This window comes from Lysinibacillus sp. KCTC 33748, from assembly GCF_002237755.1.
Taxonomy (GTDB): domain Bacteria; phylum Bacillota; class Bacilli; order Bacillales_A; family Planococcaceae; genus Lysinibacillus.
Genome location: NZ_MWSJ01000002.1, coordinates 18,093 through 42,645, shown reverse-complemented (window position 1 = coordinate 42,645; position 24,553 = coordinate 18,093). Strand labels below are relative to the sequence as shown.

Annotated in this window: 24 protein-coding genes; 5 read left to right on the top strand and 19 right to left on the bottom strand. The window is 32.8% G+C overall.

Annotated elements, in window-relative coordinates:
* Window positions 1-214: 214 nt before the first annotated feature.
* On the bottom strand, window positions 215-1,159 hold the full coding sequence (locus B1B04_RS02955) for a DMT family transporter (RefSeq protein WP_481817174.1): 945 nt from the start codon (window positions 1,157-1,159) through the stop codon (window positions 215-217).
* 520 nt (window positions 1,160-1,679) lie between these two features.
* Here B1B04_RS02955 and B1B04_RS02950 point away from each other — a divergent pair.
* Window positions 1,680-2,537 (top strand): LysR family transcriptional regulator, encoded by an 858-nt coding sequence (locus B1B04_RS02950; RefSeq protein WP_079559849.1) that lies wholly within the window; start codon window positions 1,680-1,682, stop codon window positions 2,535-2,537.
* Between the two features lie 152 nt (window positions 2,538-2,689).
* Here B1B04_RS02950 and B1B04_RS02945 read toward each other — a convergent pair whose 3' ends face one another.
* Window positions 2,690-3,085: a VOC family protein gene (locus B1B04_RS02945; protein ID WP_079559848.1), complete on the bottom strand. Its 396-nt coding sequence runs from the start codon at window positions 3,083-3,085 to the stop codon at window positions 2,690-2,692.
* A gap of 172 nt (window positions 3,086-3,257) precedes the next feature.
* The gene (locus B1B04_RS02940) at window positions 3,258-4,142 is read right to left on the bottom strand and encodes a LysR family transcriptional regulator (RefSeq protein ID WP_079559847.1); all 885 of its coding nucleotides are present in this window, start codon (window positions 4,140-4,142) and stop codon (window positions 3,258-3,260) included.
* A 104-nt stretch (window positions 4,143-4,246) separates the two neighbouring features.
* On the opposite strand from B1B04_RS02940, the gene B1B04_RS02935 reads away from it, so the two are divergent.
* Window positions 4,247-5,014, top strand: a complete 768-nt coding sequence (locus tag B1B04_RS02935) for a sulfite exporter TauE/SafE family protein (protein WP_079559846.1) — start codon at window positions 4,247-4,249, stop codon at window positions 5,012-5,014.
* Window positions 5,015-5,115: 101 nt separating this feature from the next.
* Here B1B04_RS02935 and hblA read toward each other — a convergent pair whose 3' ends face one another.
* The 10 genes from hblA to B1B04_RS02885 form a co-directional block, all read right to left on the bottom strand.
* A complete protein-coding gene (hblA, locus tag B1B04_RS02930) occupies window positions 5,116-6,228 on the bottom strand; it encodes a hemolysin BL binding component B (protein ID WP_079559845.1) in 1,113 nt (370 codons plus the stop codon).
* 29 nt (window positions 6,229-6,257) lie between these two features.
* Entirely contained in the window at window positions 6,258-7,490 is a 1,233-nt protein-coding gene (gene hblD / locus B1B04_RS02925; RefSeq protein WP_079559844.1) for a hemolysin BL lytic component L1, read from the bottom strand.
* 32 nt (window positions 7,491-7,522) lie between these two features.
* A complete protein-coding gene (gene hblC / locus B1B04_RS02920; protein ID WP_079559843.1) occupies window positions 7,523-8,842 on the bottom strand; it encodes a hemolysin BL lytic component L2 in 1,320 nt (439 codons plus the stop codon).
* Between the two features lie 741 nt (window positions 8,843-9,583).
* Window positions 9,584-10,627 carry a Fic family protein gene (locus B1B04_RS02915; RefSeq protein ID WP_079559842.1) on the bottom strand — a complete coding sequence of 348 codons (1,044 nt, stop codon included), beginning with the start codon at window positions 10,625-10,627 and terminating at the stop codon, window positions 9,584-9,586.
* 651 nt (window positions 10,628-11,278) lie between these two features.
* Entirely contained in the window at window positions 11,279-12,178 is a 900-nt protein-coding gene (locus B1B04_RS02910) for a diguanylate cyclase domain-containing protein (RefSeq protein ID WP_079559841.1), read from the bottom strand.
* On the bottom strand, window positions 12,171-12,800 hold the full coding sequence (locus B1B04_RS02905) for a chemotaxis protein CheC (protein WP_139376935.1): 630 nt from the start codon (window positions 12,798-12,800) through the stop codon (window positions 12,171-12,173). Before B1B04_RS02905 ends, B1B04_RS02910 begins: the two co-directional genes overlap by 8 nt.
* Window positions 12,801-12,808: 8 nt before the next feature.
* Window positions 12,809-13,168 carry a response regulator gene (locus tag B1B04_RS02900; RefSeq protein ID WP_094075061.1) on the bottom strand — a complete coding sequence of 120 codons (360 nt, stop codon included), beginning with the start codon at window positions 13,166-13,168 and terminating at the stop codon, window positions 12,809-12,811.
* Window positions 13,169-13,514: 346 nt separating this feature from the next.
* Window positions 13,515-14,099 carry a hypothetical protein gene (locus B1B04_RS02895; RefSeq protein ID WP_079559838.1) on the bottom strand — a complete coding sequence of 195 codons (585 nt, stop codon included), beginning with the start codon at window positions 14,097-14,099 and terminating at the stop codon, window positions 13,515-13,517.
* A 340-nt stretch (window positions 14,100-14,439) separates the two neighbouring features.
* On the bottom strand, window positions 14,440-16,050 hold the full coding sequence (locus tag B1B04_RS02890) for a DUF4179 domain-containing protein (protein WP_079559837.1): 1,611 nt from the start codon (window positions 16,048-16,050) through the stop codon (window positions 14,440-14,442).
* The gene (locus B1B04_RS02885) at window positions 16,043-16,579 is read right to left on the bottom strand and encodes an RNA polymerase sigma factor (protein WP_079559836.1); all 537 of its coding nucleotides are present in this window, start codon (window positions 16,577-16,579) and stop codon (window positions 16,043-16,045) included. The genes B1B04_RS02890 and B1B04_RS02885 overlap by 8 nt, the downstream gene beginning before the upstream one ends.
* A gap of 722 nt (window positions 16,580-17,301) precedes the next feature.
* On the opposite strand from B1B04_RS02885, the gene B1B04_RS02880 reads away from it, so the two are divergent.
* Window positions 17,302-17,772: a hypothetical protein gene (locus B1B04_RS02880; protein WP_079559835.1), complete on the top strand. Its 471-nt coding sequence runs from the start codon at window positions 17,302-17,304 to the stop codon at window positions 17,770-17,772.
* A 491-nt stretch (window positions 17,773-18,263) separates the two neighbouring features.
* Here the strand turns inward: B1B04_RS02880 and B1B04_RS26005 are convergent, their stop codons facing one another.
* From B1B04_RS26005 to B1B04_RS02870, 3 genes are all read right to left on the bottom strand, one after another.
* On the bottom strand, window positions 18,264-18,581 hold the full coding sequence (locus B1B04_RS26005) for a GNAT family N-acetyltransferase (protein ID WP_303048852.1): 318 nt from the start codon (window positions 18,579-18,581) through the stop codon (window positions 18,264-18,266).
* Window positions 18,560-18,784, bottom strand: coding sequence for a hypothetical protein (locus B1B04_RS26000; protein WP_240518180.1), 225 nt, complete (start codon window positions 18,782-18,784; stop codon window positions 18,560-18,562). The genes B1B04_RS26005 and B1B04_RS26000 overlap by 22 nt, the downstream gene beginning before the upstream one ends.
* A 120-nt stretch (window positions 18,785-18,904) precedes the next feature.
* Window positions 18,905-19,114, bottom strand: coding sequence for a 3-isopropylmalate dehydrogenase (locus B1B04_RS02870; protein ID WP_240518179.1), 210 nt, complete (start codon window positions 19,112-19,114; stop codon window positions 18,905-18,907).
* A gap of 176 nt (window positions 19,115-19,290) precedes the next feature.
* On the opposite strand from B1B04_RS02870, the gene B1B04_RS02865 reads away from it, so the two are divergent.
* Together B1B04_RS02865 and B1B04_RS02860 are read left to right on the top strand one after the other, a co-directional pair.
* Window positions 19,291-19,482 (top strand): hypothetical protein, encoded by a 192-nt coding sequence (locus B1B04_RS02865; protein WP_079559834.1) that lies wholly within the window; start codon window positions 19,291-19,293, stop codon window positions 19,480-19,482.
* A gap of 575 nt (window positions 19,483-20,057) precedes the next feature.
* Window positions 20,058-20,825, top strand: coding sequence for a TerC family protein (locus tag B1B04_RS02860; RefSeq protein WP_079559833.1), 768 nt, complete (start codon window positions 20,058-20,060; stop codon window positions 20,823-20,825).
* A gap of 901 nt (window positions 20,826-21,726) precedes the next feature.
* Here B1B04_RS02860 and B1B04_RS02850 read toward each other — a convergent pair.
* From B1B04_RS02850 to B1B04_RS02840, 3 genes are read right to left on the bottom strand one after another with little or no spacing between them, the layout of a single operon-like run.
* On the bottom strand, window positions 21,727-22,479 hold the full coding sequence (locus tag B1B04_RS02850) for an iron ABC transporter ATP-binding protein (protein WP_079559832.1): 753 nt from the start codon (window positions 22,477-22,479) through the stop codon (window positions 21,727-21,729).
* Window positions 22,476-23,540 (bottom strand): iron chelate uptake ABC transporter family permease subunit, encoded by a 1,065-nt coding sequence (locus tag B1B04_RS02845; protein WP_079559831.1) that lies wholly within the window; start codon window positions 23,538-23,540, stop codon window positions 22,476-22,478. Before B1B04_RS02845 ends, B1B04_RS02850 begins: the two co-directional genes overlap by 4 nt.
* On the bottom strand, window positions 23,537-24,553 hold the full coding sequence (locus B1B04_RS02840; protein WP_079559830.1) for an ABC transporter permease: 1,017 nt from the start codon (window positions 24,551-24,553) through the stop codon (window positions 23,537-23,539). The genes B1B04_RS02845 and B1B04_RS02840 overlap by 4 nt, the downstream gene beginning before the upstream one ends.

The window sequence follows — 24,553 nt, the reverse complement described above, 5'->3', positions numbered from 1 at the left end:
CTCCTTTTCTAATTGAAAATGATTATCATTACCATCATAAAGTTTATTTTCTAATAAGGCAATGAAATAAAGAGTGTATCCATATATTAAACAATGAAAATAATCTATTACAGATCCAATAAAGAGAGAGCATGTTTTTTAAATTAATAAAAACATGCTCTCTTATATAAAAAATTTTTTACTAAAAAATGTGCAAAAATACAAGTATTGAATATTAAACAGCCTGCCGCAATTCTTCTTCCTCATGCATAACCTGCAAAATCGTGTTTTCTTCTCTACGCTGACAGATGTTATTCCAAATAAGAGCCGAAATAACAAGTAAGGTCCCTACTATATCAAAAATTGTTATGTTGTATCCTTGTATCATCATAATGACCAATGTAGTTATTGGAACGAAATTAATAAATAAAATCCCGTTAATGGATGATAGGATTTTCACACCGTAATTCCAACTAAGCAATGCTACAATACCCGGCAATGTCATCATAAACAATAAATCATATTTAATAGCAAAAATCGTTTCCGTACTTGGGACTGATACAACCCCTTGTATCGTCATGATTATTGTGATGATACCTGTTACAGCTGTGCCAAATACACATGTTAATGTAGAATAACGGAGCGTAGACCAATCATTAAATGTTTGACCGCCCATTGTATAGATAACCCACCCTACAACACCAATTAAAATGAGTGCGAGCGAAACTAGATTATGTTTTAGTGTAAGAAAGAAACCCATATCGCCTTTTGTAATAACAAAAATAGCTCCAACAAAAGCAATGATCATGCTGTTAATCATATACTTCTTCGGTTTCACATGTTTATAGCCCCAAAGAATTGCAATCGAAATCATCGGCATGAGTGCTTCCATAATCGACGCTACCATAACGCCAGATTTCCCCATTAACATTTGGCCTAAGAAAACAAGCACATTATAAACTGTAAATGCCATCGTCCCAAAAAAGACGAGCAATTTACCTTTCCCTTCTAAACGAAATGCTTTCTTTCCTTCTTTCACCCATAATAAAATGACTAATACAATCGATACCGCTCCATATCGAATAGTTGAAAAATAGAGCGGATTTATATATTCAAGTGCATGATCTGCTACTGGAAACATGGCTCCCCATGACATACTTGCAATTAAACATGCGATCATGCCTACTACTATTTGATTTCTTCTCACTGTTTTTCCTCGTTTCTATATAACTACTATCAATTATGCCAAGGCATAATTGCGTCCGGAATCGGCTTTGTGCATAGGGCTGCAGATGTTTTTTGTGCGAAAGCGCAGTGCTAACGTAGCGTCAGCAACACGAGGGCCGACACGATGTCGGTCATTGCGGTAATGCCACAGGACGTGACGTTTTTACCGATGCAGGTCAGTTAGCCGTTATCGCATAGATGCGATGGTTTTAGGCTAACATCCCCTCAGAACTCCTTTCCGATCACGTGACATCCGCCGGAGACTTTGGGCCAACATGATGTTGGTCACTCAGTCGTTGCCACAGGACGTGGCGATTTTAGACTGAGTTCCTCTAATTCAGCGAATGTTTGGACATCCCTGAAAGAAATTAAATGCACAATGAGAATTATAAAAAAGAAAATACATCACGTAAAATGATTGAAAGTGATGTTAACTATCATTTATAATGATAGGTTTTAAGGGGGAAAGCTAGATGGAACTACGAGATTTACAGATTTTCAAAAGCGTCGCAAATAATGGGAGCGTTAGCCATGCTGCAAAAGAATTAAATTATGTACAATCCAATGTAACTGCACGTATAAAGCTATTAGAAAAGGAGCTCAAAACGCCGCTATTTTATCGCCATAAGAAAGGGATGACATTAAATCCAGAAGGGCGAAAAATGCTTGCTTACGTTAATAAAATTTTGCAGGATGTCGAGGAAATGAAACAAGTATTTTTAGATAGTGATACACCAACTGGTACTTTAAAAATCGGTACAGTCGAAACAGTAAGTATATTACCTACCATTCTAGCGTCTTACTATAAAGGATATCCGAATGTCGACTTAACACTACAAGCTGGTTTAACTGAGGAACTTATTAAAGAAGTAGCGGATCACCAATTAGATGGTGCATTTATAACTGGGCCGATTAAACATCCTGCTTTAGAACAATATGATGTATTTACCGAGAATCTCGTTCTCATCTCACAAAACAAATCCTTTCGCATAGAAGAATTTATGACTACACCTATCCTTGTTTCTAATCAAGGTTGTGGCTATCGTTCCAAGCTAGAACTTTGGCTCAAAAATGAGGGTTTATTGCCAAAAAGAATTATGGAATTTAATATTTTAGAGACAATTTTAAACAGTGTTGCCATCGGTCTTGGGGTTACACTTGTACCACAATCAGCCGCTGAACATCTTTCTACTACAGGCAAGGTTTATTGTCATCCAATTCCTAAAAAATACGGTACTATTTCAACCGTCTTTATTCGACGAAAAGATGCATATATGACAAATTCGATGGAATGTTTTTTAAAAACAATTGCTGAGCATCAGCATAAATAAGGTTACTTCTATCATTTACGCGTCTTTTCTTCTGCCAATCATTATTAATAATATCTGTGAAGTGACAAAAAACGCTTGGTTTCTAGTACCAAGCGTTCTGAGTTAATCAATTATATTTGAATTTAAAAACATAATTTTAAATTATAATGGTGCTATTTTGCATTTTTGTCAGGCTGATGAATACCGAATATATTGCCCTCGGTATCAATATAGTATCCCTGCCACGCCATTCCAGGAAGAGCATATTTCGGCATTGCAACCGTGCCGCCATTCTCAATAATTTTAGCTTCCGTTACATCGTAATTTTCCACACCCATTGTACAAGCAAATCCATTTAAAGCTTGATTTGGTTCTGGAGAAGCACTTTGACGTTGCATTAAAGCACCATCGATTCCTGGTTCGTCTGCATTACCAGTCACCGCTCCAAAGTAAGGCATTCCTGCATAATCACTCCAATCTTGAAATGACCATCCGAAAACCTCTCCATAAAATTTCTTTGCTCGTTCCATGTCACTTACATGAATTTCAAAATGAACTAATCTCCCCATGATATCCTCCTTATTATTAAAGAACTAATTTACTCACTGTGTTTGAGTACAATTACTATATATTATTATGACAAGGAATGGAAATAAAAAAGAAGAGCAATTCTATGAAAAAAATCGCGAATAAGCATTCAAATACTAGTTCCCGATTTTGGTTCTATTTCTTTTAAACTAGTTAGTTAATAGCATTTAAATGCTCTTTTAAATACTGAATAAATGGATGCTTTTCTATATCTGATTTGCGTGTACATATAAATAAACTTTGCTGAATATTTGCACGTTCTACATACACCCTAGCCAGTTTTCCATTTGATATACTTTCAGTTACACTGTAGGACGGTGCTAAAGTCATACCGTACCCTGCTTCCACTACTTTAATCGATTCATGTAAGCCTTGCATTTGAAGTCCTAATTTAGGTAATGGACAATTATACGTATAGAAAACTGACTCCAATAAATCAAGCGTCGAGCTACCACGTTCCCGATAAATAAAGTCCTCATTCGATAATTCATAAATGGAGACAGTTTGATTTGCCAAAGAATGTGATGGGTGCACAACAAACCAAAAAGGGATATCTACTATTTTTTCAAACTGTAAATCAGGGTGACCCATTTTATTTTGCACGACAAAACCAAAATCTACTTCATAATTAAGAACTTGCTCTTCCACAGATTTTACATTACCTAGCGACACAAAAAATTCAATGTAAGGATTAGCAAGCTTATACGCTGCTATAATAGACGGGAGTATATAGTTTATCGGTATATAGGAAGAAGCAATATGTATTTTTTCTTCTTTCGCTAAAAATTTACCGAGCCTTTCATCAATTTGTGCTTCTAAATAAAATAGACGTATTCCCTGCTCATACAAAAACTTCCCCTCAGGCGTTAATTGAATGCCACGCCCTTTTCCTTCAATTAATTTTACCCCTATTTCGCTCTCTAATTTCCGTATTTGAATTGTGACAGCTGGTTGACTAAGCAGCATTTTATTAGCCGCTGCAGTAATTCCACCAAGCTTTGCTACATTCGTAAAAATCCTTAATGCATGCAAATTCATTTCATTCACTCCTCCCTATCCATAAATTTAATTTATGAATAAGCAATTTTTATATATTTGTTTTATGTATTGTTTAGCAGTAATTTAGGTGTAGAGGTGATTTGATGGAAATTTTACTACAGGAATGGTTTTCAGTAAATGGATTTATTTTATTTACAATTGGCTTACTCGCAGCAGTCATTGGTGTTCTTTTCGGCGCTGCAGGCTTCGTTTTGTTACCCGCAATGTTACTTATTGGCATTCCGATTCATGCAACCGTAGCTGTTAATAAATTCGCGACAGGACTTTCAGCTCTATCAAATGTCGTGTCGTTTATAATTAAAGGTCATTTATCGTTAAAAAAATTCACATCTTTAATGATGATATCTAGTTTAGGAGGTGTATTGGGCGCATTTTTAGCGACTCGATTATCAGAACAAATCATGAATATTGTAGCTTGTGTTTTCTTAATTTTCGCATTTTTCATTGTGATTTGCAGTAATAAATTTATGGTAAAGGATATTAAAGAGACAGAGGAACAACCAATTAATAAATTTATTCCATTTGCGGTTTCAATATATGATGGTGGTTTTGGACCAGGCTCAGCTCTAATGAATGTAACCTATCACCTTAAAAAGCAATATACCTATATAAAAGCAGTTGAGTTAACAAGAATGATTACGTTTTCAAGTTGTACAGGTGCCTTTCTCTTTTACTACTTTACGGGCATAGTTAATTGGGGAATCGCCATTCCTGTTTCAATTGGCTCTATCGTTGGCTCATTCTTAGGTTTAAAGATCATCCCTTATATCAAAACAAGATGGATTCAAATTTTATTACCAATCATTTTTTTCTTGCTAATTGTTCAGGTCGTATCAGATTTATTAATCTAGATCACGCTACGTTTTAGTGGGCACGCAAAGCAAGCGAGAAGGACTAACTTCTCGCTCTTTTGTTTCCTCTTATTTTATTAATTAGCAGGAGTGACAACGAGTTATATTTTCAACTCTTTTATCCCTGCTTTTAATGTATCTGCATCCACTTTTAATGTTTTCCAGCTGTCTTTAGCTGAATTCAAATTAGGTAGTAAAAATTTGAATTTATTTTGTTCCGCCTTATCAGATGCATTCTCGATATGTCTCAATACTCCTGAATATTGAGAGTCTAAATCATTCCATTGTGCAGACATAAAAGTAAGGGCATTAATAGCATCATCGAGTGCATTGTACATCTCACTAATATTACTATGTGCAATTCCAACTACACGATTTAATGTTGTTTTATAATCAACTGTCTGTCTTAATTGTGCTAATAACGGTTCTAATTGACCTAATTGATCTCTCGCTATCCCCAGCATAACACCACCAGCAATCCACGTAGGAATAGAAGGCACAGATATTGTTATTATGCCATCAGACTCTAGTTTCTTATAGTAGTTTACTGATTCTAAAATTTCATTTAGGCGCTTTTGATCATCCTCAACTGCAACCCCTTGATTTTTTAAAATTGTCTGTAAAAGCTCTTTATTACTGCCAAATGCTCTAACATCTTGTCCAATATCATTTCTTAATTTCGTTAATTCTTCTATTAATTGTTGAGCATACTTTTGATTTAGTTGAATCTCTTCTTGTAAATCTGTAATCCCTTCTATTAACGTCTCTCCATCTCCTGTATTTATTGCCTCTACAATTATGTCATAATAATTTTCAAACTTTGTATCGTATTCAATAATACCTGTTAATGTATCTATAAGCTGTTTTTTTACCTTTGTATCCCATGTAAGGGCGTGTGCTCTAGCATCCTTTTGATCTTGTACAATTTTACCTGGTAAATCCGGATATCCATTAATTTTAATCCCTTCAAAGTTCACATCTGGATTCTTAATTAACATATACGAATAAGCATTCATAGATTTTGCAAAAAGCCCCGCCTTTTGCAAAGTTTCTTTCATCTTCACTTCATTTGCTGAAAGAGACGTATCACTATTGCTTGTTTGCTCAATTTTACTTGTCTCTGCAAATGCTGCTACTGGAGAGACTACAGAAGTTGTTGTCAAAGTTAAAAACGTCGATACAGCGAGTACTTTGTAAAGAGATTTTTTATTCATTTAATATTCCTCCTATATGTTTTTTATTTTCAATTTTTATCTTCTTGTTTAAAAGCAATGTCTTTTGCAATAAATTCCGCATCTTTATGAATATCATTCCAACTTTGTTTAGCCGCTTTTAAATCATCAGGTATTAAAGAGAGCTTATGGTCTTGCATTTGATCGATATTATCATATAAGTCTTTATAATTTGCCCCCATCGTATTCCATTGTTGTTGAATATTCGTTAGAGACATGATCGCTTGATCCACTGTTTGATATAAGTATGTCAAAGTGTCTTTGGCGTTAGTAAGTGAAATAACTGCTTGGTTAGCGAAATCGGCTTTCATCGTTAATTCTCCGATTTTATTGGAAATTTCGTTGTAGGAGTCCATATGATTAGATGCTGTAACACCAGCTGCTGTTCCTAAACCAATACCAGCTGCACCGAGAGCTGTAAGGCCGCCGACAACTAGCGGAGTTGCTGTTCCGCCTGTCACAACAATTACTACCCCTCCTGCAATAGTTCCAATAATTAAAACAGCTGCTCCCAATCCACCACCAATTGACCATGCTAGTACATTGTCAAAATGTGCTTTTTGAGTGGAACGTAGATTCTCAATTTCAGCTTGAAGTTGTGGAATCAATGCCTGTTTGCCCGCTAATATTGCCGTTAATCCACCTTTCCCATCTGGACCACCAATATTATTTTTAAAATCTATAGTATTTGTATATAGCTTTGTTTTGAAGGCTTCTAACATCTTTATGACTTCTGTAACTTCTTTTGAATTTGTATCAATCGAACTGATTAAATCACCAATACCTTCTTTTAGCCCTTCCTTATCTTTCTTTTTTACAGTGTCTATTAATGTGTCGTAATAATTATTAAATTGTTCATCGTAATTTACAATATTACGTGCTGTCTTTTGAATTTTTGGCTTCGCTGTATCTAACCAATAATTCGCATTGATTCGCGACAGTTCCTGATTAAGGTGAATATTTTTGATTAACTCTCCCCCTTCAGAACCTAAATCAATATTTGATAGATTTACATTTGGTTGTTTAATCATTGTTTTTGCGTACAAATCCATTACAAGAATATGAGAACCTGTTTCAGCTAACGCTTTCTTCAGTCCTTCAGGTCCTAATGTGTAATAACTCTCAATTTTCTGTTCTTGAACGCTCTGTTCTTGCGCAAGTGCCTGAATAGTACCACTGTTAGTTGCAGTTATAACCGTTGCCAAAGTGGCCACGGTTAACACCTTATATGAAAATTTCTTCAAATCTAATCCCTCCTAATTTTTTCGATAAACTATCAAAATTTATGAACTTGTTCTTCAAGTTGACCAATACAATTTTTTAATCGTCTTAATGTATCTTTTTGAGATAAATTGTTAGCAGTATCAGCATCAGTACTTAACTTTGTGATACTACTATTTATTAAATTCAAATCTTCTTTATAGCGTTTCAATAGATCAAGTTCTACATCCACTTGGCTAGCAAATGTATGTAAATCATGTTGCATAAGTAGAAGCATTGATTGTTGTAAATCTGCTATCGATAGTTTCGTTGTTAAATCATATAATTTTTGGTTTTGCTGCTCTAAATCATTTAAATACGCTCGTTGTTCTGCCTTTAGATTATTTACTTCAGCGAAGGTACTATATGTTTTCTTGATTCTTTCTGAGTCAATTACTTTCATAAGGTCATGCTCTTTCGCTTTTGTAGCTGCTGCTGCTGCAATTTCACCTTTATTATTTTTTTCTATTGATTCCCGCGCTTCTTTTTTAGCAGCTTCAATCTCTAAAGCAGTTTTACCATTTTCTTTTGCTTCTTGCTCTGCTTTTTTCTCTGCTTCTAAAATAGCGTTGTTAATTTCTTTTCCTTTGTTATACGCTGCTGCCGCTGTTTGAGCAGCTGGTTCAATAATATCTTTTGAAAGACTATAGATCTCTTGGAATATTTTTAGTCCTTGTTCATTTAAAGCTCCCGGTAGAAACGCTATTTCTTGCAAATTATTTTGAATTGATTTTTTAGTATCTAGTAATTCACCTTTTAGCTTGTCTATCTTCCCTGTTCCTTCTAAACTAAGTACTTCCTGAGCTTTTGCCACATCAGTATCGAGATTTTTAAGTTTTTTATCAAGCTGTAATTGAAGATCTGTTAATTCATTAATCTGATATTGAATACCTTCTTGGTTTGTCATAACCATTTCTTGAAGGACTTCTAGCCTATCGAGGAAACCTTCCTTATCTTCCTTATTATCTACATATTCCTTTAATGTTGGATAATAGCTATTAAATTTAGTGGCAAATCCTTTACTTTTTGAATTAATTAGAATTAACTTTGGATAGAGTTCCGATGTCCATTCTTTCATATCTTGTTTTATTAGGAATTGATCTGTATGTAAAGCTGGTACTTCATCTAGCTGTACATTCGGGTTCATTAAAGATTGGTCTATATACATTTGGATTAACTTAGATTGTGCACCTAATTTTCTTAAAGATGAAGAAAGAGTCATGTTCTCTTCTTGAAGTTCTGCTTGAGCAATAGGCGTTGCAAAAGTATGTACAGGAACAACTCCTGTAGCAACAATGGATGTTATCATTAATCCTGCAATTAATTTCCTTTTCATTCCATTTTCCTCCCTATATGATATTTTTCAAAATAATTCCTACGATTTTTTATTTAGTTTGAGCACCCCCAATTTACTTGAGTTTAGGAAAAATTCTTTCTATTTCCTATGATGTAAATTTTAGTCATGTACACATTTTTTAGCAAATAACGACGGAATTAACCTATTTCACGCTAAAATAGGTTATTTCACTGTAATTCCGAGTCTGAAAATGGATTAATATTAACAATATTCATCTGAATGTGTCACAATATAACGAAGTTCAGTCGTCTGACGACTAAATAATGACATATTTTTGTTAATAATGGATGAATTATGTGAATTGGAATAATTCTATTAATTATTCCTTGGCTTAATTATGTCTGGAATCGGCTTTGTACTTAGGCATGGGCCAGCAGGTTGTCGGTCATTTCGGTAATGCCATAGCGTGGTTTTCTTAGACTGAGTTCCTATATTTTAGCGGGTGTTTGGATACCCGCTGAAATAAGTTGAAGTTTACATATATTGATTCCCAATAAGACTCTTCTGGTAATAGATATTAGCTGTGAGATGGTACCTACTTAATTTTCATTATTGAGGGGTATCATTGACTTTGTAGTTACAAGGCACTTTTGAGATTTTTCATGTTTCTAGATTGAAATGTAAAGAACCAATTGCTTATTGAAGATTGGCAATCGGTTCTTTAATTAGATTTTTATTTAGTTTTGTAAAAACTTATTAGCCTACCTAAAAAGGTATAGACTAAGATTGAACTGTCATCCAGCGCGCATTTCTTCCTTTTGAGATAAGCTTAATTTCGCCTAATAATTGTAAATCAGTTAAAGCTTTACTAATTGTACTTTCGGCTATATCTGGATAAATGCTCCGAATGCAATCTTTTGTAAAAGGTTGTTGTTGATTATGAATGAAATTCTGAATTCGTTCTACCTTAGTATGTTTACATATAGAATCCAGTACTCTGCTATGTAAATCTTTATAAGCCTCTAAAATAATCATCAAGAACTCTTTTAACCAAAAGTTCATATTGTGTCCATTACAGTACCAATTAACCGATGATTTAAATATAGCTTCATAGTATTCAGATTCTCTTTTCTTTATATATTCATCTAAACAAACGTATTTTACAAATGTATGTCCGCTTTTTACTAATAGTAATTGCAAGAACATTAATGTTAATCTACCATTACCTTGACTAAAAGGGATTATGCAATAAAAATTGAATATAAAACGAGCGATCAATATAAGTGTAGGCATCTCTTTTTTGCGGTTTAATAAATTGTACTGGTTGCATAATTGTTCTATAGCCTGTGGAACATTTTCAGGTGGAAGAGGACGATAACAAATCGTGTGCATCCCTTTTTCAGGAATTCCTGGAATAGAAAATGGCTTTTGGCGCCATTTCGCGCTGTCAGAGGTATTATAATGAATTAATTGAAAATGCAATTCTTGTATAGTATCTGGACTTATAGAAAAAGTACGAGATTGTTTATGTACAAGAGTCAAAGTTTCATAATAACAAAAAATCGCATCTTCCGAAATTGATTGGGGTATCATATCATCTAAAATAATTTCTTTTAATCGCTTATTTGAAACTTTTATGTCCTCATAAACTGAAATATAGTTTTTTATGTACTGTAGGGGTATAGCTTTTTCAAGGCTAGTGAATATATCAGGTCTTTGCTCTTTATAAGCGGTCAACATACCTTTATATTCACTAATTTCACTGACTAAGGTTATTAGTTGCTGATCAATATTTATGTACTGATCTTCGAAAAAATTTCTCATTTTGTTCCTCCTGCCACTATTTCTCAATTGCTCTATTACAATAATATTTTCGGGAGTTCCTAATGTTATTCTAGTATTACTATTCAAATAACATTTGGTTTAATAGAGCTTTTACTTTTTTAAAAAAGAGGATTAATTTATCATTCAAATTTTTGTATAAAGTTACTCTGGATTTTGAAATTACTTTTTTATTCTAAATAATGGATGTATCATGAATATAGACGTTAGATATTATTAAATATCGGAATATTATCTTTTAAATGTACTGATATCTTTATTATTTTTGTGACATTTCTGTGTTATTTTCCGACATTTTTATTACGTTTATTAATTAGATAACTATTTTGTGTCCTTTTGCTGTGTAAATCAATTGCTAGCAGAACCTTTATTTATGTGTACTAGCATTTTGTTCGTCCTTTTTTAGCATTATAATGAAAGAGACAAGCGGATATCATATCTTAATTAGACATGGAATCCGCTTGTTATTAATTCATTGAAACTTTCTGTAATCATAAAACAATATCACCTTTTAAATATGTAACATCGATCTTAATCAAAACAAAAAGCACTCTTGGTTTTGATACGTATCAAAACCAAGAGTGCCGCATTATGCCAAAATTGTACCTTGATGAAGCTCGACAATCTATTTATTTATGCTTTTTTTGCTTTTTGAAGATACATTTGATTATCTGCTACACTCAATAATTGCTTCGCTGTAGCCCCATCTTGTGGAAAACGCGCACAGCCGATACTTGCTGAAATCACAATTTGCTGTTCCTCGATGCTAAACGGCTCCCGTAATAACTCGTGTACTTTTTCTGTATACGGTTCAACTTCATTTGCCGTAGTGATATGTTCAACTAATAACACAAATTCATCTCCGCCAAGACGTGCCCAAACTTCCTGCTTTTGAGTAAATTGCTTGCACCGTTCCGCAAACATTTGCAGTAATAAATCTCCCTGTAGATGTCCAAACTGGTCATTTACTGCTTTAAAGCCATTCAAATCTATGAAAAATAGCGAAAATACCTGATCCTCTTCTTCGATTAAACGCTCTAAACGATCTAACATAAATTTACGATTCGGTAAATTCGTTAAACTATCATAATAAACAAAGTGCTCCAGATTTTTGGAAAAATCAATCGAACTTTTTAAATACTTATTTAAGTTTTGAATGCGCTTATAGTGATTAGATACATCATAAAGTTCTATCATTAAATACGATGTATGTTCTATTTGTATATGTTGAATTAAAATATTTTGACGAGGTGGCTTCATCTTTTCACACTTATTTTCCACAAAATATTGATGCATCGCTGCTGAGCAAAAGCTTTTTTGTTTATCCGACAAAGCCTTTTCAAACATATAGGCATAAATCTTTTTATCAAAACGTGGAACAACTGTTGTGATCGGTAAACCTTTAACCTCTTCTTCACTTCTACCTGTGTACTTGACTAACCATTTATTCCATAATTGAATGTTCAATTGCTCATCCAATAAAATAATGCCATTATCTAGCTGATTGACGATTGCCACATATAAATCATTCATCCAAATCCCTACTAATCTCGTCCACTTTTTGAATTAAAAATTCGATTGATTCTAATGAAAACTTAATTAAAATGATGCCTAGAACCTTTGAATCATCTACATCAAAACTTACATAAAGTAATAATACATTGCTATCCCCGGAGCTAGTCAGTGTTTTATAAAACTCTCCTTCATTATGTAAAATTACCTGTGGCACATCGTACTCTAGTTTCATCTTCAGCAGGCTTCCCATACCACCCATAATAGAATTTAGAATGATATTGCCTATTTCCTTTACAACATCAAAATCCTCATCATTAAATGAAAGCTCTTCAATCTCTTCTGTATATTCTTCCCCTAAGCAAAGCGCAGTCAAATATTTAATTTGCTCTGCCGGAAAAATAAAATCTGCTCTACCAGAAAAGACATTACCAAACTTTAAAGAGGTAGATAGTACTGTACCATTTATTACAGGAGTCAGCTCTTCTTGATTGCCAGACTTTAATTCTTGTAACCCTAGTAAAGTTATCTCTGGTACTGACAAAAAAATTCTTTTTTGAAGAATTTCTGATAATAAGTTAGCTGCCTCACCGACAAATACATTATACAGCTCTTTCAATATATCCTCTTGTGTTGTTGTCAACAACTAAATCACCCTTCTATCAATAATTCTATCTCCTTCAGTTTCGCAACATTTATCGGTTTATTAATAAATGCTAACGCTCCAGCAGATAAAACCTCGTCACGAACCGCCAATTGTACGTCAGCTGAAAGCACGATAATTTTAGCCGTTGGATATTTCTCTAATAATTGTCTAATTGCCTCTTGTCCACTCATCTTAGGCATTAATAAATCCATAAATACAAGGTCAGGTAGAAAAGTTGCAAATACTTCAATACCTTCAACACCGTCATTTGCTGTTTCATAAACAGCATCAGGGTAAATAGATTTTAATGTTTGTATTGTTGTTTTTTGAGAAAACACGGAATCATCTACTACAAGTACTTTCATAAAAAATTTATCCTCCGCTATTAAAATCATGTTTCTTAAAATAATATCACAATTATTCTTTATTTGAAAAATATTTAACTAGTTCTCTAAATGTTGGTGAAATATCTATAAAAAGTTTTTTGCTAACTATTCTTAATAGGTATCAAGATTTCACTAAAGGATACATTCGAGTTCATCGTTGAGTTAAAAAAGCGATGTCCTAGAGCACAGATTCAAAAATTCGAGTAAATGGTGCAGAATAATTTAACCCTAATAAGGTTCCACATTGAGAAAAAAATTATTCTTAAATAATTTATTACTCACGTTTAGATGAATAGCATCATTCAATAGGTGTATTTTTTATTTATTATTCTTCTGATTTTATTGGTATTGAGAAATCTGGTAGCGAGTTAACAATATCTTCATATGAATTAAAAAAAGAACTGTTAGAATAAACTTCTAACAAAGTACCAGCTTGAATTAGACTAAAGACAGTCGTTTCAACATCGAAGTTTATATTTACAAGATCAAACAATCCTCTTGGACGTCTCTTTTTATCAACTGAAAAGCAGTCCCTCCTAGAAGACCAAAAAACTAAATCTTCCATACTACCTGTTAATTTTATAAAAGGGAAAAGAACAGAAAATGATTCACTATTTAAAATTTCAAGAATAGCAACCTTCAAATTTTCGCATTTTCCAATATATTCAAAATCTAAACTGTTTTCATTACAAATTAATTCAAAATCATTCGTATGAATATTTATAATTTGAATACAAAAGTATATTGGAAATGCATCAATTTTCTCCATCCAAATTTGAATCGTTTCCATGTGCAAACTCATCGTGTCCGGAAAGATAATATCAAATACATAATTAGGGTTTCCTAACATCTTAAACTGAAGAAATTCTTCATATCGCATTTGGGTAATATCACTAATTTCAATTTTCATTAGATCTAAGTTCCTATCTTTTTATTGCTCCTTTATAATATATTATTATTACTTTTTCAATGAATAGTAATGGCAGCAACTGAGAGGAGTGAATTTAATGCTATATAAGGAAAAGAAAAGCGTGTTTTGAATTATTCAAAACACGCTTTTTCTATACTCTATTGAATCATCCTTTTATTATCAAGTGCCTTAAAGTAGCGTTACCTTTGGATGTCGTACAAACAGTTTCGCTAATCTGCCATAAAACATCAATCAGTCGTGTACTGTCGCTACGAAAACACTTGTAACTGCCGTTTCACTTTCTTTACATAAAACACGTACTGAAAGAAGTTAAAACGATTTACTGTAAAACAATAGTTTTAGCTCGATCTTCATTGACAGTATAAAGGAAGAAGTTTAATGTAATATCTTTTTCCTTTATATTTTTAAATGTTTCTACTTGGTTATGTGTTCTTAACACCCCATCATTAGAACGAGTTTCAGCAAAGATTCTTTTGCCATTCTGATAAATAACATTTTGTGTGATACCACCAAATTGCTCGTTCTTACTTTCTGATTCAACAATTAAATCATTACCTTTTGTATAGTAGGTAATATCAATTGGATACCCGTTTAATTCTGTTTTTATAGTCTTTGGCACATCAGAAATATTTGTTAGCTCTACTTTGTCTTGCTTTTCAGCTTCATAAGAAACCTTCGCATCATTTAAAGTAAGTGAAATTTCTTTATTCGTAATATCTTTTATTAGCTCCTGTGTTTCAAAGGAAAGATAATCATCAAAATAATTTCCTGACAATTCTTGTTCACCAATTCGTAATTTAATCTGACGATAATTGAAATGAGCTATATTAGAGTTAGAATCTGTATATTTTTCATCAAAATAAAGCTTCACATTACTCGGTGTAATCACAAGCTCGTTAAATTGAAGTTGCTGTGAGCCTACCTCAACTTTTTCGTCTATATCCATAACAAAAGTAGACTTTTTAGCAAGATCTTGATTGTATTTAAAATCCAGGTTCCACGTTTCTGGTTTATAACTTACTGTATCAGTATAACTTAAAAATATCCCTAATTTTTCTACCGCTTCTTTTTGTATCTCTAGTGAATCACTTCTTTTAATGACATTTGCTTGAGGACGTTTATGAGTGACGCCAAAACTCGCAATGGTTTCATTTTGAATTTTATAAGATACATATGCGTCTTCTATGTTATTGGACTCTTCCAGGTCGATAAGATAATCCAATGTATATTGCCCGTTTTGATATCCATTTGAAGTGAATTCTATTTGTGATACTCCATCTTGATTAATAGTAATCTTTTCAGGGAACGCGTTCGATTGAACTACATTTTTTAACTCTACACTTTTCAGCTGTATCTCCTTTACACCACCAAGTTGAAGTGTAACATGGCTGTTATGTGGGATTTCCTCATTTGTATGTAGGATCCCTACTAATTTATCCGATTCCTGATTATATACTGCACTTGTTTCCATCTGTATTTCTTTTTCGTCATTTATTTTGAGTAATGCTTGTTCGAAGTCTGCATAATCTATTGGATAATCGTGATCAATGTCTAAGCTAAAGTTAATAGTAGTCCCATTTTGATCTGAAATTACATTATGAATATTTAATACACCAGCTTCGTTTTCTACAGTTTTATTGATTTCCTGTCCAAAGCCATTTTCTAAAGAAGTAATAACGCCTGTTCTATTCATATTTCGCATCCAGTCCAAGATTTCTGTTGTATATTTAGCAAATACAGGTGTGGCTGATAAAACAATTGTAAACATAATGGCAGTTAATATAATTTTGGGTTTATAGCTATGTTTTTTAATTTTATAATTATGATTTCGTTGTTTACGGATGATTTTACTCCACATTTCATTCTCATTAGGATATTCTACTTCATCGTACTTCACTTTTTCTTTTATTAAATCGTCCATATTACTCATGATGATCCCTCCATTCGAGTAACAAATTTTCATCTACTTGGATAAACTTTTTCATTAATTTTTTACCTTTATAAAGTCTCGATTTAACCGTCCCCTCAGGGATTTTTAGAATTTCAGCGATTTCTCTATCTTTACAATCATGCACATATTTCAATACCATTACCTTCCGTATGCGAACAGGCAGATTGTTCATTAAATCGACTAACTCACTTTTATTTTCATTGAGCTGTATTGTTCGCTCAATATTTTGGGTATTGTCAACTCGTATAAATGATAGGAAATCAAAATTTTCTTTTAATAGCAGTCTTTTCTTTTTCTTTAAATAATTTCGAGACATATTCATAGCAATACTAAGCAACCAAGATTTTTGATTTTGTATAGCTTGAAAATCTTCACTCAAAGCTTTTGCAAATACATCCTGACAAAGATCCTCTGCATCGTATTTATTTTGAAGCATGTAATAGCAAGCTCTGAAAACGTCTTTATAATATGTTTGAAACAATACCCTCTCATCGCTAATTTGTTCCACAATCCCACCTCCTTTTCCGATTTCTACACAAGTAACAATTTAGCATTATAAATAGTTCATTTTTTCAAAAAAACTTTTATTCAATTTCGTTAAATGCCCAGAAATTCACAAAAAATTCTTATCGAACTAAATTTCAAATCAACATGAGAAACGGTACAAGAAAAATTAGGCTACTTAACGCCCATTATATATGGGAATCAAGCAGCCTAAAAAGTGTTTAATGTGTGTCTCAAATACAGATTTTAATTGGTAGTTTAACATAGTTTTTTAAGATTTATGATTGTCAAAGGTTTTAAATTGTAGTTGTTTTTCGCACCCGATATAGGTTCAAGCCTATTTTTCAAATCCCAATAAGTATCATTTCATCATTGATAATATATTCGGCAAAACATACATAATCTATTGGCACCGAATTAATCAATACGAGTTATACTATATATAAGATATGGTTGTAAGTTATTTCATAACTTTTTTTCATTGAAAACCATTCTGAAAATGCATTGCATTCACCATAATCAGTACTTTGGAAAGGGCAACAATCTATACTAAACAGCCTTAAGAATCAATCTACCACAAACAAAACCACAACTAAGAGCACTATATTTATCTCCCTGAACAAAAAAATATAGTAAATTTTCACTAAAACTATTTACATAAATATAAAATTGAGAGAAAATATAATAGTATTTCTATATTTTATATAATAAAGAAGGAGCTTTAACATGAAAAAAATTATTTTTTCAACAAGTCTATTATTTTTTTGGGTGAAAGGAGCCGTAGAAATTGATAACAGATTTGTAAAAACCAATTTATCAAACACAATTCTAGGATTTATTCCAGCAGGAAAAGATGAACAAAATATACCTCTAAAGAATATTTCGGGATCAATGTTATCCTCAAAATATAATCTTAAAGCAATAATAATTGGTCTATTTATTATTTCACTTGGATTTTCATCTATGGATGGAAGCCTTATCGGTGGTTTATTTTGGTTAATTATTGGTATCGGAATTGCCGGAAGTGGAATTCAAACAATATTAAGCATAGAAAAATCAGGGACACCATATTATATAAGTGTGCCATTTTTTGAAAAAGCAAAAATACAAGAATTAAACCAGTATATCCACGCAGCTTTAGCTGAAGATACTGACAAAACAGATTTAAATTTATTCTTTGATAAAAAAAATCAATAAACACTAAAAACCGTATTAACTTTTAGTTTATACGGTTTTTTCATTTTTATAAAATTCTTTGAACATTTTCTAGCGTCACTTTATTATTACGATTAACGTTTGTACTGATCACCTTTTAATCATATATAGCAATTGCATCAATCATTCGCACTAGCATATAAATTACTGAAGCACAGCTTATTTTACTTGTAGCATATTAGTTCCTGCTAGAATGAATTCGAGGTAATAAATATTCAAGTCTTTAGTTGAAACGTCCAACCGTCACAACGACCAAAAAGAAGGCTACTTAATCAATTTTAGAAATTGATAAAAAGTACTGCCTCGTTTTTTCAATAAGAAAAAACGAGCTGCCTAACGCACTCCGTTTGTTTAGATGATTTGATTCACAACTCAACCTATCTTACATACTGAAAGAAATAGCTCTACACTACCTTCTAGACAACAAAAAAGCAGTCAATCTTTATAGACTAACTGCCTTTTAAAACTAGAACTTATAAAATCTTCTGATAAAGTTCGAAATTATCTAAACCATATTCACTATATCCTAAATCTATTGTATCAATGTACTCAAACCCATATTTTCGATAAAGTTTTATAGCAGGTTTATTTTTTTCATATACATCCAAACGAATAGCTTTAATATTCATTTCTTTACTATACTGAATAATAAAATCCATTAGTCTTTTCCCAATTCCCTTTTTGAGATAAGTAGGATGTACAGCAAAAGTATATATAACCAATATATCTTTATAATCTAAATCAATATTCCAATTAGCTTTAGAATAACCTAATCCTTGTTCTGTCGTAATATGACAGTACCAACAATCTGTTTAGCATCTCTAATCACATATAAATTCCCTTCCTGTACGCCATTTATCGCAGTTTCTTTTACAGGATATACTACTTTTTTCCATCCAGGGTAATTTATATGGGAATCAAGATAATCATTTAAATCATTATATAAAGATTCAATTTCGACTGTATTATATTTCGTCCCTTTTTCAATCTTCATAATTTCCCCTTTATTAGTTAGTTGAAGATTCGTAAATCACATTTTTCGGCCACTATATTTTTTTACTAAAGTTACTGAAATTGCAATAATAAAAACAATCATACTATTCATTATTAAAAATTATCCTAGTTGCATGCCATAAAATATTGCAAAAGCATCTCGGATAATAAATAGCGCTAATAAACTTCCTATTGTACCAAAGAAAACCGCTAGTAATAATATTGTAAAAGCAGCAAAATATAGATTTTTCTTTTTCTTATAGGATATAAATCCAATAATATTTGCACTAACAATAAAAAAGCCCATAAGTATTAAGAAAATACTATCCATTTAACCCCTCCTAAATAAACATATTTTACCATCAAAACCGAAGACCTTCTTGAACTATTTTGCTCTGTTAGTAAAAAAATGTCTTCACTTGTTGTAAGTTAAAGTGGAAAGTTTCACAAATAATAAAAAATAGATTATACTGGACTAACTATCATATTCAAAAAGGAGCATTTCCTATGACCGAGAATAATCAATCTGAAGTACCAAAAAAAATCAGCCTGCAAGAGGCAGTGAAAAAGCAGCTTGAAAACAAAAAGAACAGTTCCACTGCTAATAAAGGAAAAAAGCATGCCGACCTTTCAACAAAAAAAATGAAAAGCCAGCAAACGAAAAAAACAAGCAATACCCGTAGAAAAATGGGTGTCTAATCTACCGACAATATCGGAGAGACATATTACCAGACAGAGCTGTTGTCGATCATTCTTATTATCTTCGCCATGAATCGGGTGATGATGACTTCGGGTATTAATGAGGTCGCCAATGTTATATTTATAATTTTCATCATTGAAAACCTTCAAAAAGGCTTAGGAATAACTCCTAAGCCTTTCAATCTTTCTATTATTGTGTAATACTCGATTTAAATCTGAAGATAAAGTATGAGTATGTCTTAATCGCTAAATTAGAACATTCCCTAAGTATTGGACATTACCTGCTGAACTAATAAATTCAACTTCTAAAACAAAATTTTCTTTTCTGTTGGAAATTGAAATTCTATAAAGTCCTCCAATAAAAGTTCAGTTTGTTTGCCATCTTTTTAATAAGGCAACCGTTATCTTTGGATCAGTCCAGATATCCCTCCAATTTTTAATTCTCTTTATAATCTAAACACACTTTTTTGTTTTCTTTTCAATGTTCTCTAAGTATACTTAGTTGCTAATTAGGAAATTCTATAATTATCGAGACTATACCTGTCATTATATTTAAAAGGTTGGGGATTATTTAAATGGAGTCAATATGGTTAGAGTATGCATGGGCATTGCTAATTCTAATTGGATTAGAAGGATTATTATCGGCAGACAATGCTCTTGTACTTGCAGTTATTGCCAAGCATTTACCCGAAGAACAGAAAAAAAGAGCAATAAATTACGGAATCATTTTGGCTATAGTTTTCAGAATTGCTGCACTTTTTGCGATATCCTTTATTGCGAATGTCTGGCAGATTCAAGCAATAGGAGCAGCCTATCTTCTTTATCTAGGATTAAAACATGTCATTAAGGCACTGTTTGGGAAAGATAATAAGAATATTCACAAGGACGATGAAAAGGAAGCCGCTGGTAAAGGTTTTGGTCCAACTGTTGGGAAGATTGCATTAGCAGACCTTGCTTTTGCAATCGATTCAATACTAGCTGCAGTTGCTTTAGCTCTCGGTCTTCCCGATTCTCCCTTAGGTAATTTTGGAGGTATGGATGGAGCGCAATTTATTGTTGTTGTTCTTGGAGGGATTGCTGGACTAGTCCTAATCAAATTCGCAGCAACTTGGTTTGTGCAACTACTTGAAAAACGTCCAGCATTAGAAATAACAGCATATGCAATAGTTGCATGGGTTGGTGTCAAACTAGCTATAATAACGCTCGCCCATGAGGATATAGGTATTTTAGATCCTCACTTCCCTCACGGTACTGCCTGGACTATGATTTTCTATGGCGTATTAGTAGGTATTGCCCTAATCGGGTGGTTTGCACCTAGGAATAAGTCAAAATCAAATGGGTAAAAGTTATAAATTAAACCTCGTTTCTTGAGCAGTTAACGGGAGTTAATGTATTTGCATTTTGTAGTTTGAGCATATTTTTTATTCCAATAAAAGAGTGCAATTATAGATAAGATTGTGCTCTCAGTTTATACGTTTACAAAATAAATTTTGGCAAGGTGCTCAACCACATGAAACGAAAGATTCCGTTATTACAGCAACTCATCTAGTTCAAGATATGGACTTATACCGTAATGGTTGAACCAAATTAAAATAATCATGATTTGCTAAAATGAGATGGATTCTTTCCAATGCATCACCAAAAGATTGTTCATCATATTTTTTCGTCCACACAATCATAGAGACGATATTCATTGCTGATAAAGGGCATATATTCGCCAAAATGTATCGTCTGGAGATTCTGTAAAATAAACATTTATTTGTCCAATACAAAATAAGACACTATGTCTTTTGCTAAATAAAGAAAGATTATAAATAAGGGTCACCAAAATCATAGCCATTTTCTCGCAACAAGTAAAAATGATGATGGCACTATACGGTCGAGTACTTTCAATATAATTTAATAAATCCATCCTCTAATAAAAACTGCATAAACAGATTCCTTTTCACTCTCTCCTCAATTATTAGTTTTGTTTTTTCTAATTATTTACTTTGGTTTTGTAACCCTTTTTCTATATTACTCCTTGAAAAACATCAGAGTATATTTAATTCACTAAATTTCTCGTTATGACATACTTCAATCTTTCTCGTAGGCAATGGCATATAAAAAAGCTGCCGCCTGTAAAATACAGACAGCAACTTCAACTAGAGTAGCAGTTATGAACTATGCAAGCTACAGTTTAATTCTCTATTAGTTTTTGGCATACTCATTTTTTAAGCTGCTTCTTTTTTAAAAATTTTGTCACTAATAAACAGCCAGTGGCCCATAAGGACCTTCGATAATTTCTATTTTTGTTTCGAAAATATCTGTCAAAATTTCTGAGTCCATAACCTCTTCTACAGTCCCAAAAGCGGCAATTTGTCCATCTTTCATAGCACAAATTCTATCAGAATATTTGGCAGCAAAATTGATATCATGCATAACAGTCAGAATTGTTCTTCCAAATTCATTCGCCGCACGTCTCAAATGCTCCATCATTTGAACAGAACGAGCAACGTCAAGATTGTTCAGAGGCTCGTCCAAAAGTACATATTCAGTCTCTTGACATAAAACCATTGCCACATATGCCCTTTGTCTTTGACCACCTGAAAGCTCGTCTAAATATCTATCTTCTAAATTAGTCAAATCTAAAAAATCAATATATTTAGAAATAATTTCCTCATCTTCTTTCGTTAATCTTCCCTTTGAATAAGGAAATCGTCCAAATCCAACTAGTTGTCTAATAGTAAGCCTAGTTACAAAATGATTTTCTTGACGCAATATAGTTAAAATTTTTGCTAAGTCTTTTGATTTGGATTCAGCAATATCCATATTTGCCACCTGAATTTGACCTTCCTCCATATCCAAAAGTCTTCCAATCATCAAAAGTGTTGTAGACTTTCCAGCGCCATTTGGTCCAATTAAAGAAGTAACACCCGCTTTTGGTATTTCAATATCCAAAGGTCCTATTTTTACCTCATCAGTATAGAACTTTTTAACATTATCAATTTTTATCATAAAGCCCTCTTCCTTAAAACTACAGTTAAAAATATTATTCCACCAAATAATTCAATAATAACTGAAACTACACCTTGAGCATGGAATACGTGATACATCAAAAAGTATGCACTCGTTAATATCAAAAATCCTATAGCAAGAGCCATTGGAAAAATATATCTATGATCATAAGTTGATGCCGCCTGATAGCTCAAAGTTGCTACTAAAAAGCCATAGAAAGTAAGTGGCCCAATCAGAGCTGTTGAAATTGACATCAAAATAGCAACTAATACAAGCGTATAAATTACACTAGATTGATATTTAACTCCAAATGAAGTAGAAACATCCTTTCCTAGTGACAATATATTTAGATTTTTAGAATGAGCAAGAAGTAATAGTGCTACAATTATTACCATAGGAATTACGATAGGAAAATATGCTGAATCCGCATTATTAACAGAACCAAACAATCTTGCCTGTAAAATATCAAATTCAGAAGGCGCAAGTAGTCTTCTCATGAAAGTTGACACAGAATTTAGCCCAGTGCCAATAATAATTCCAACTAAAAGCATAAGTTGTAAATTCCCGTATTTACCAGAAAGGAGCCACCCATAAAGTATCAAACTCATCAAGACCATAATAACAACTTGAAATAAAAATGATCCAATCCCAGTAAAATTTATCAATGCACTAGCACCAAAGAAAAATATTGTACTAGTATGAATGGTTGAGTAAAGTGCTTCGAAACCTAAAAGTGAAGGAGTTATAATCCTATTATTCGTAATCGTTTGGAAAGCAACCGTTGACAAGCTCTGACAAACTGCAGCAATAATCATTGCAACAAGAGCTACTATCCTTCTCATAACAACTGGGATAAAAGAAGGTGAGTCTACTGGAACTGGATTGTTATAAACTAAAAGTCCATATGAAGAAAGGACCCCCAAAGCAATCAATGTTATTAGCAAAATCCAATAACGTCTTTCTTCCTTCTTAGAACGAAAAGCCCTAGCTGATCTATTTTCATTATGAAGGCTAGAATCGATTTCAACATTTTCTTTATTTCTATATTCCAATGTGTTCATCGGTGCCTCCTTGGCTTTCTTTGTCTCAATAAAATAGTAATAAACACGACTGACCCCACTGTTCCAAGTATTAAAGAAACAGGTACTTCAAAAGGCATTATAATTGTTCGAGAAATGATGTCACAGGCAGTTACAGTCCCCATTCCTATCAAACATACCCAAGGTAAATTACTCCTAAGATCATCGCCTCTATACATTGAAACAATGTTTGGGACAATTAAACCTAAGAAAGGTAAGTTTCCAATAACAGCTGCAACAATTCCAACTGCAAGAGAAATAAGGGCAGTCCCCACAAGAACAATCCTATTGTAATTAACGCCAAGGCTTGTTGCGACATCTTCTCCTAGTCCAGCTAAAGTCAATCTATTCGCATAAATAAAAATAAACAAAGTAACGATAACAATTAGCCATAAATATTCATATCTTCCCACCTGAACAGGCGCAAAAGAACCTACAAACCAAGTTTCAATACTTTGTGTCATTTGAAAAAGGAGCCCCAAAAAAGTGGACACTGCAGAAATGACTGCTCCAAGCATCAATCCAATAATCGGGACAATTAAAGACGAACGAAGTTTAACTCTTTTTAAAAATAAAAAGAAAATCATAGTTCCTATAAAAGAAAAAATGATTGCACCAGTCATTCTTAGAACTAAAGTCGGGGCAGGAAATAATAAATAAACAAAAAGCAGCCCTAAACCTGACCATTCAATAGTCCCTGTTGTTGTAGGTTCAACAAAACGATTCTGTGTAATCAGTTGCATTACGAGTCCTGCCATTGACATTGCAGCTCCAGTAAGCATTAATGCAACTGTTCTCGGAACACGAGTTATGAAAAACATCTCCATTCCATCCTCTTGTCCACGTATATCATAAACTCCAGTAAACAGTGATATAATACCTAAAATAATAACAACTATAATCGCTAATATAAAAGGTCTTGTCCATATTTTATTGTAGTTATAAAACTGGGGTTGAGAATTTATCTCAACCCTAGAAGTTACATTTTTCAGCAC

Coding starts and splice junctions, on each gene's coding strand:
- B1B04_RS02935 (WP_079559846.1), top strand. CDS start 4,247: ATGGAAATTTTACTACAGGAATGGTTTTCAGTAAATGGATTTATTTTA.
- B1B04_RS02865 (WP_079559834.1), top strand. CDS start 19,291: ATGACCGAGAATAATCAATCTGAAGTACCAAAAAAAATCAGCCTGCAA.
- B1B04_RS02940 (WP_079559847.1), bottom strand. CDS start 4,142: ATGAATTTGCATGCATTAAGGATTTTTACGAATGTAGCAAAGCTTGGT.
- B1B04_RS02870 (WP_240518179.1), bottom strand. CDS start 19,114: ATGGATAGTATTTTCTTAATACTTATGGGCTTTTTTATTGTTAGTGCA.
- B1B04_RS02915 (WP_079559842.1), bottom strand. CDS start 10,627: ATGAGAAATTTTTTCGAAGATCAGTACATAAATATTGATCAGCAACTA.
- B1B04_RS02860 (WP_079559833.1), top strand. CDS start 20,058: ATGGAGTCAATATGGTTAGAGTATGCATGGGCATTGCTAATTCTAATT.
- B1B04_RS02895 (WP_079559838.1), bottom strand. CDS start 14,099: ATGAAAATTGAAATTAGTGATATTACCCAAATGCGATATGAAGAATTT.
- B1B04_RS02945 (WP_079559848.1), bottom strand. CDS start 3,085: ATGGGGAGATTAGTTCATTTTGAAATTCATGTAAGTGACATGGAACGA.
- B1B04_RS02880 (WP_079559835.1), top strand. CDS start 17,302: ATGAAAAAAATTATTTTTTCAACAAGTCTATTATTTTTTTGGGTGAAA.
- B1B04_RS02955 (WP_481817174.1), bottom strand. CDS start 1,159: ATGATCGCATGTTTAATTGCAAGTATGTCATGGGGAGCCATGTTTCCA.
- B1B04_RS02845 (WP_079559831.1), bottom strand. CDS start 23,540: ATGAACACATTGGAATATAGAAATAAAGAAAATGTTGAAATCGATTCT.
- hblA (WP_079559845.1), bottom strand. CDS start 6,228: ATGAATAAAAAATCTCTTTACAAAGTACTCGCTGTATCGACGTTTTTA.
- B1B04_RS26000 (WP_240518180.1), bottom strand. CDS start 18,784: ATGAAGATTGAAAAAGGGACGAAATATAATACAGTCGAAATTGAATCT.
- B1B04_RS02910 (WP_079559841.1), bottom strand. CDS start 12,178: ATGAATGATTTATATGTGGCAATCGTCAATCAGCTAGATAATGGCATT.
- B1B04_RS02890 (WP_079559837.1), bottom strand. CDS start 16,050: ATGAGTAATATGGACGATTTAATAAAAGAAAAAGTGAAGTACGATGAA.
- B1B04_RS02950 (WP_079559849.1), top strand. CDS start 1,680: ATGGAACTACGAGATTTACAGATTTTCAAAAGCGTCGCAAATAATGGG.
- B1B04_RS02850 (WP_079559832.1), bottom strand. CDS start 22,479: ATGATAAAAATTGATAATGTTAAAAAGTTCTATACTGATGAGGTAAAA.
- hblC (WP_079559843.1), bottom strand. CDS start 8,842: ATGAAAAGGAAATTAATTGCAGGATTAATGATAACATCCATTGTTGCT.
- B1B04_RS02900 (WP_094075061.1), bottom strand. CDS start 13,168: ATGAAAGTACTTGTAGTAGATGATTCCGTGTTTTCTCAAAAAACAACA.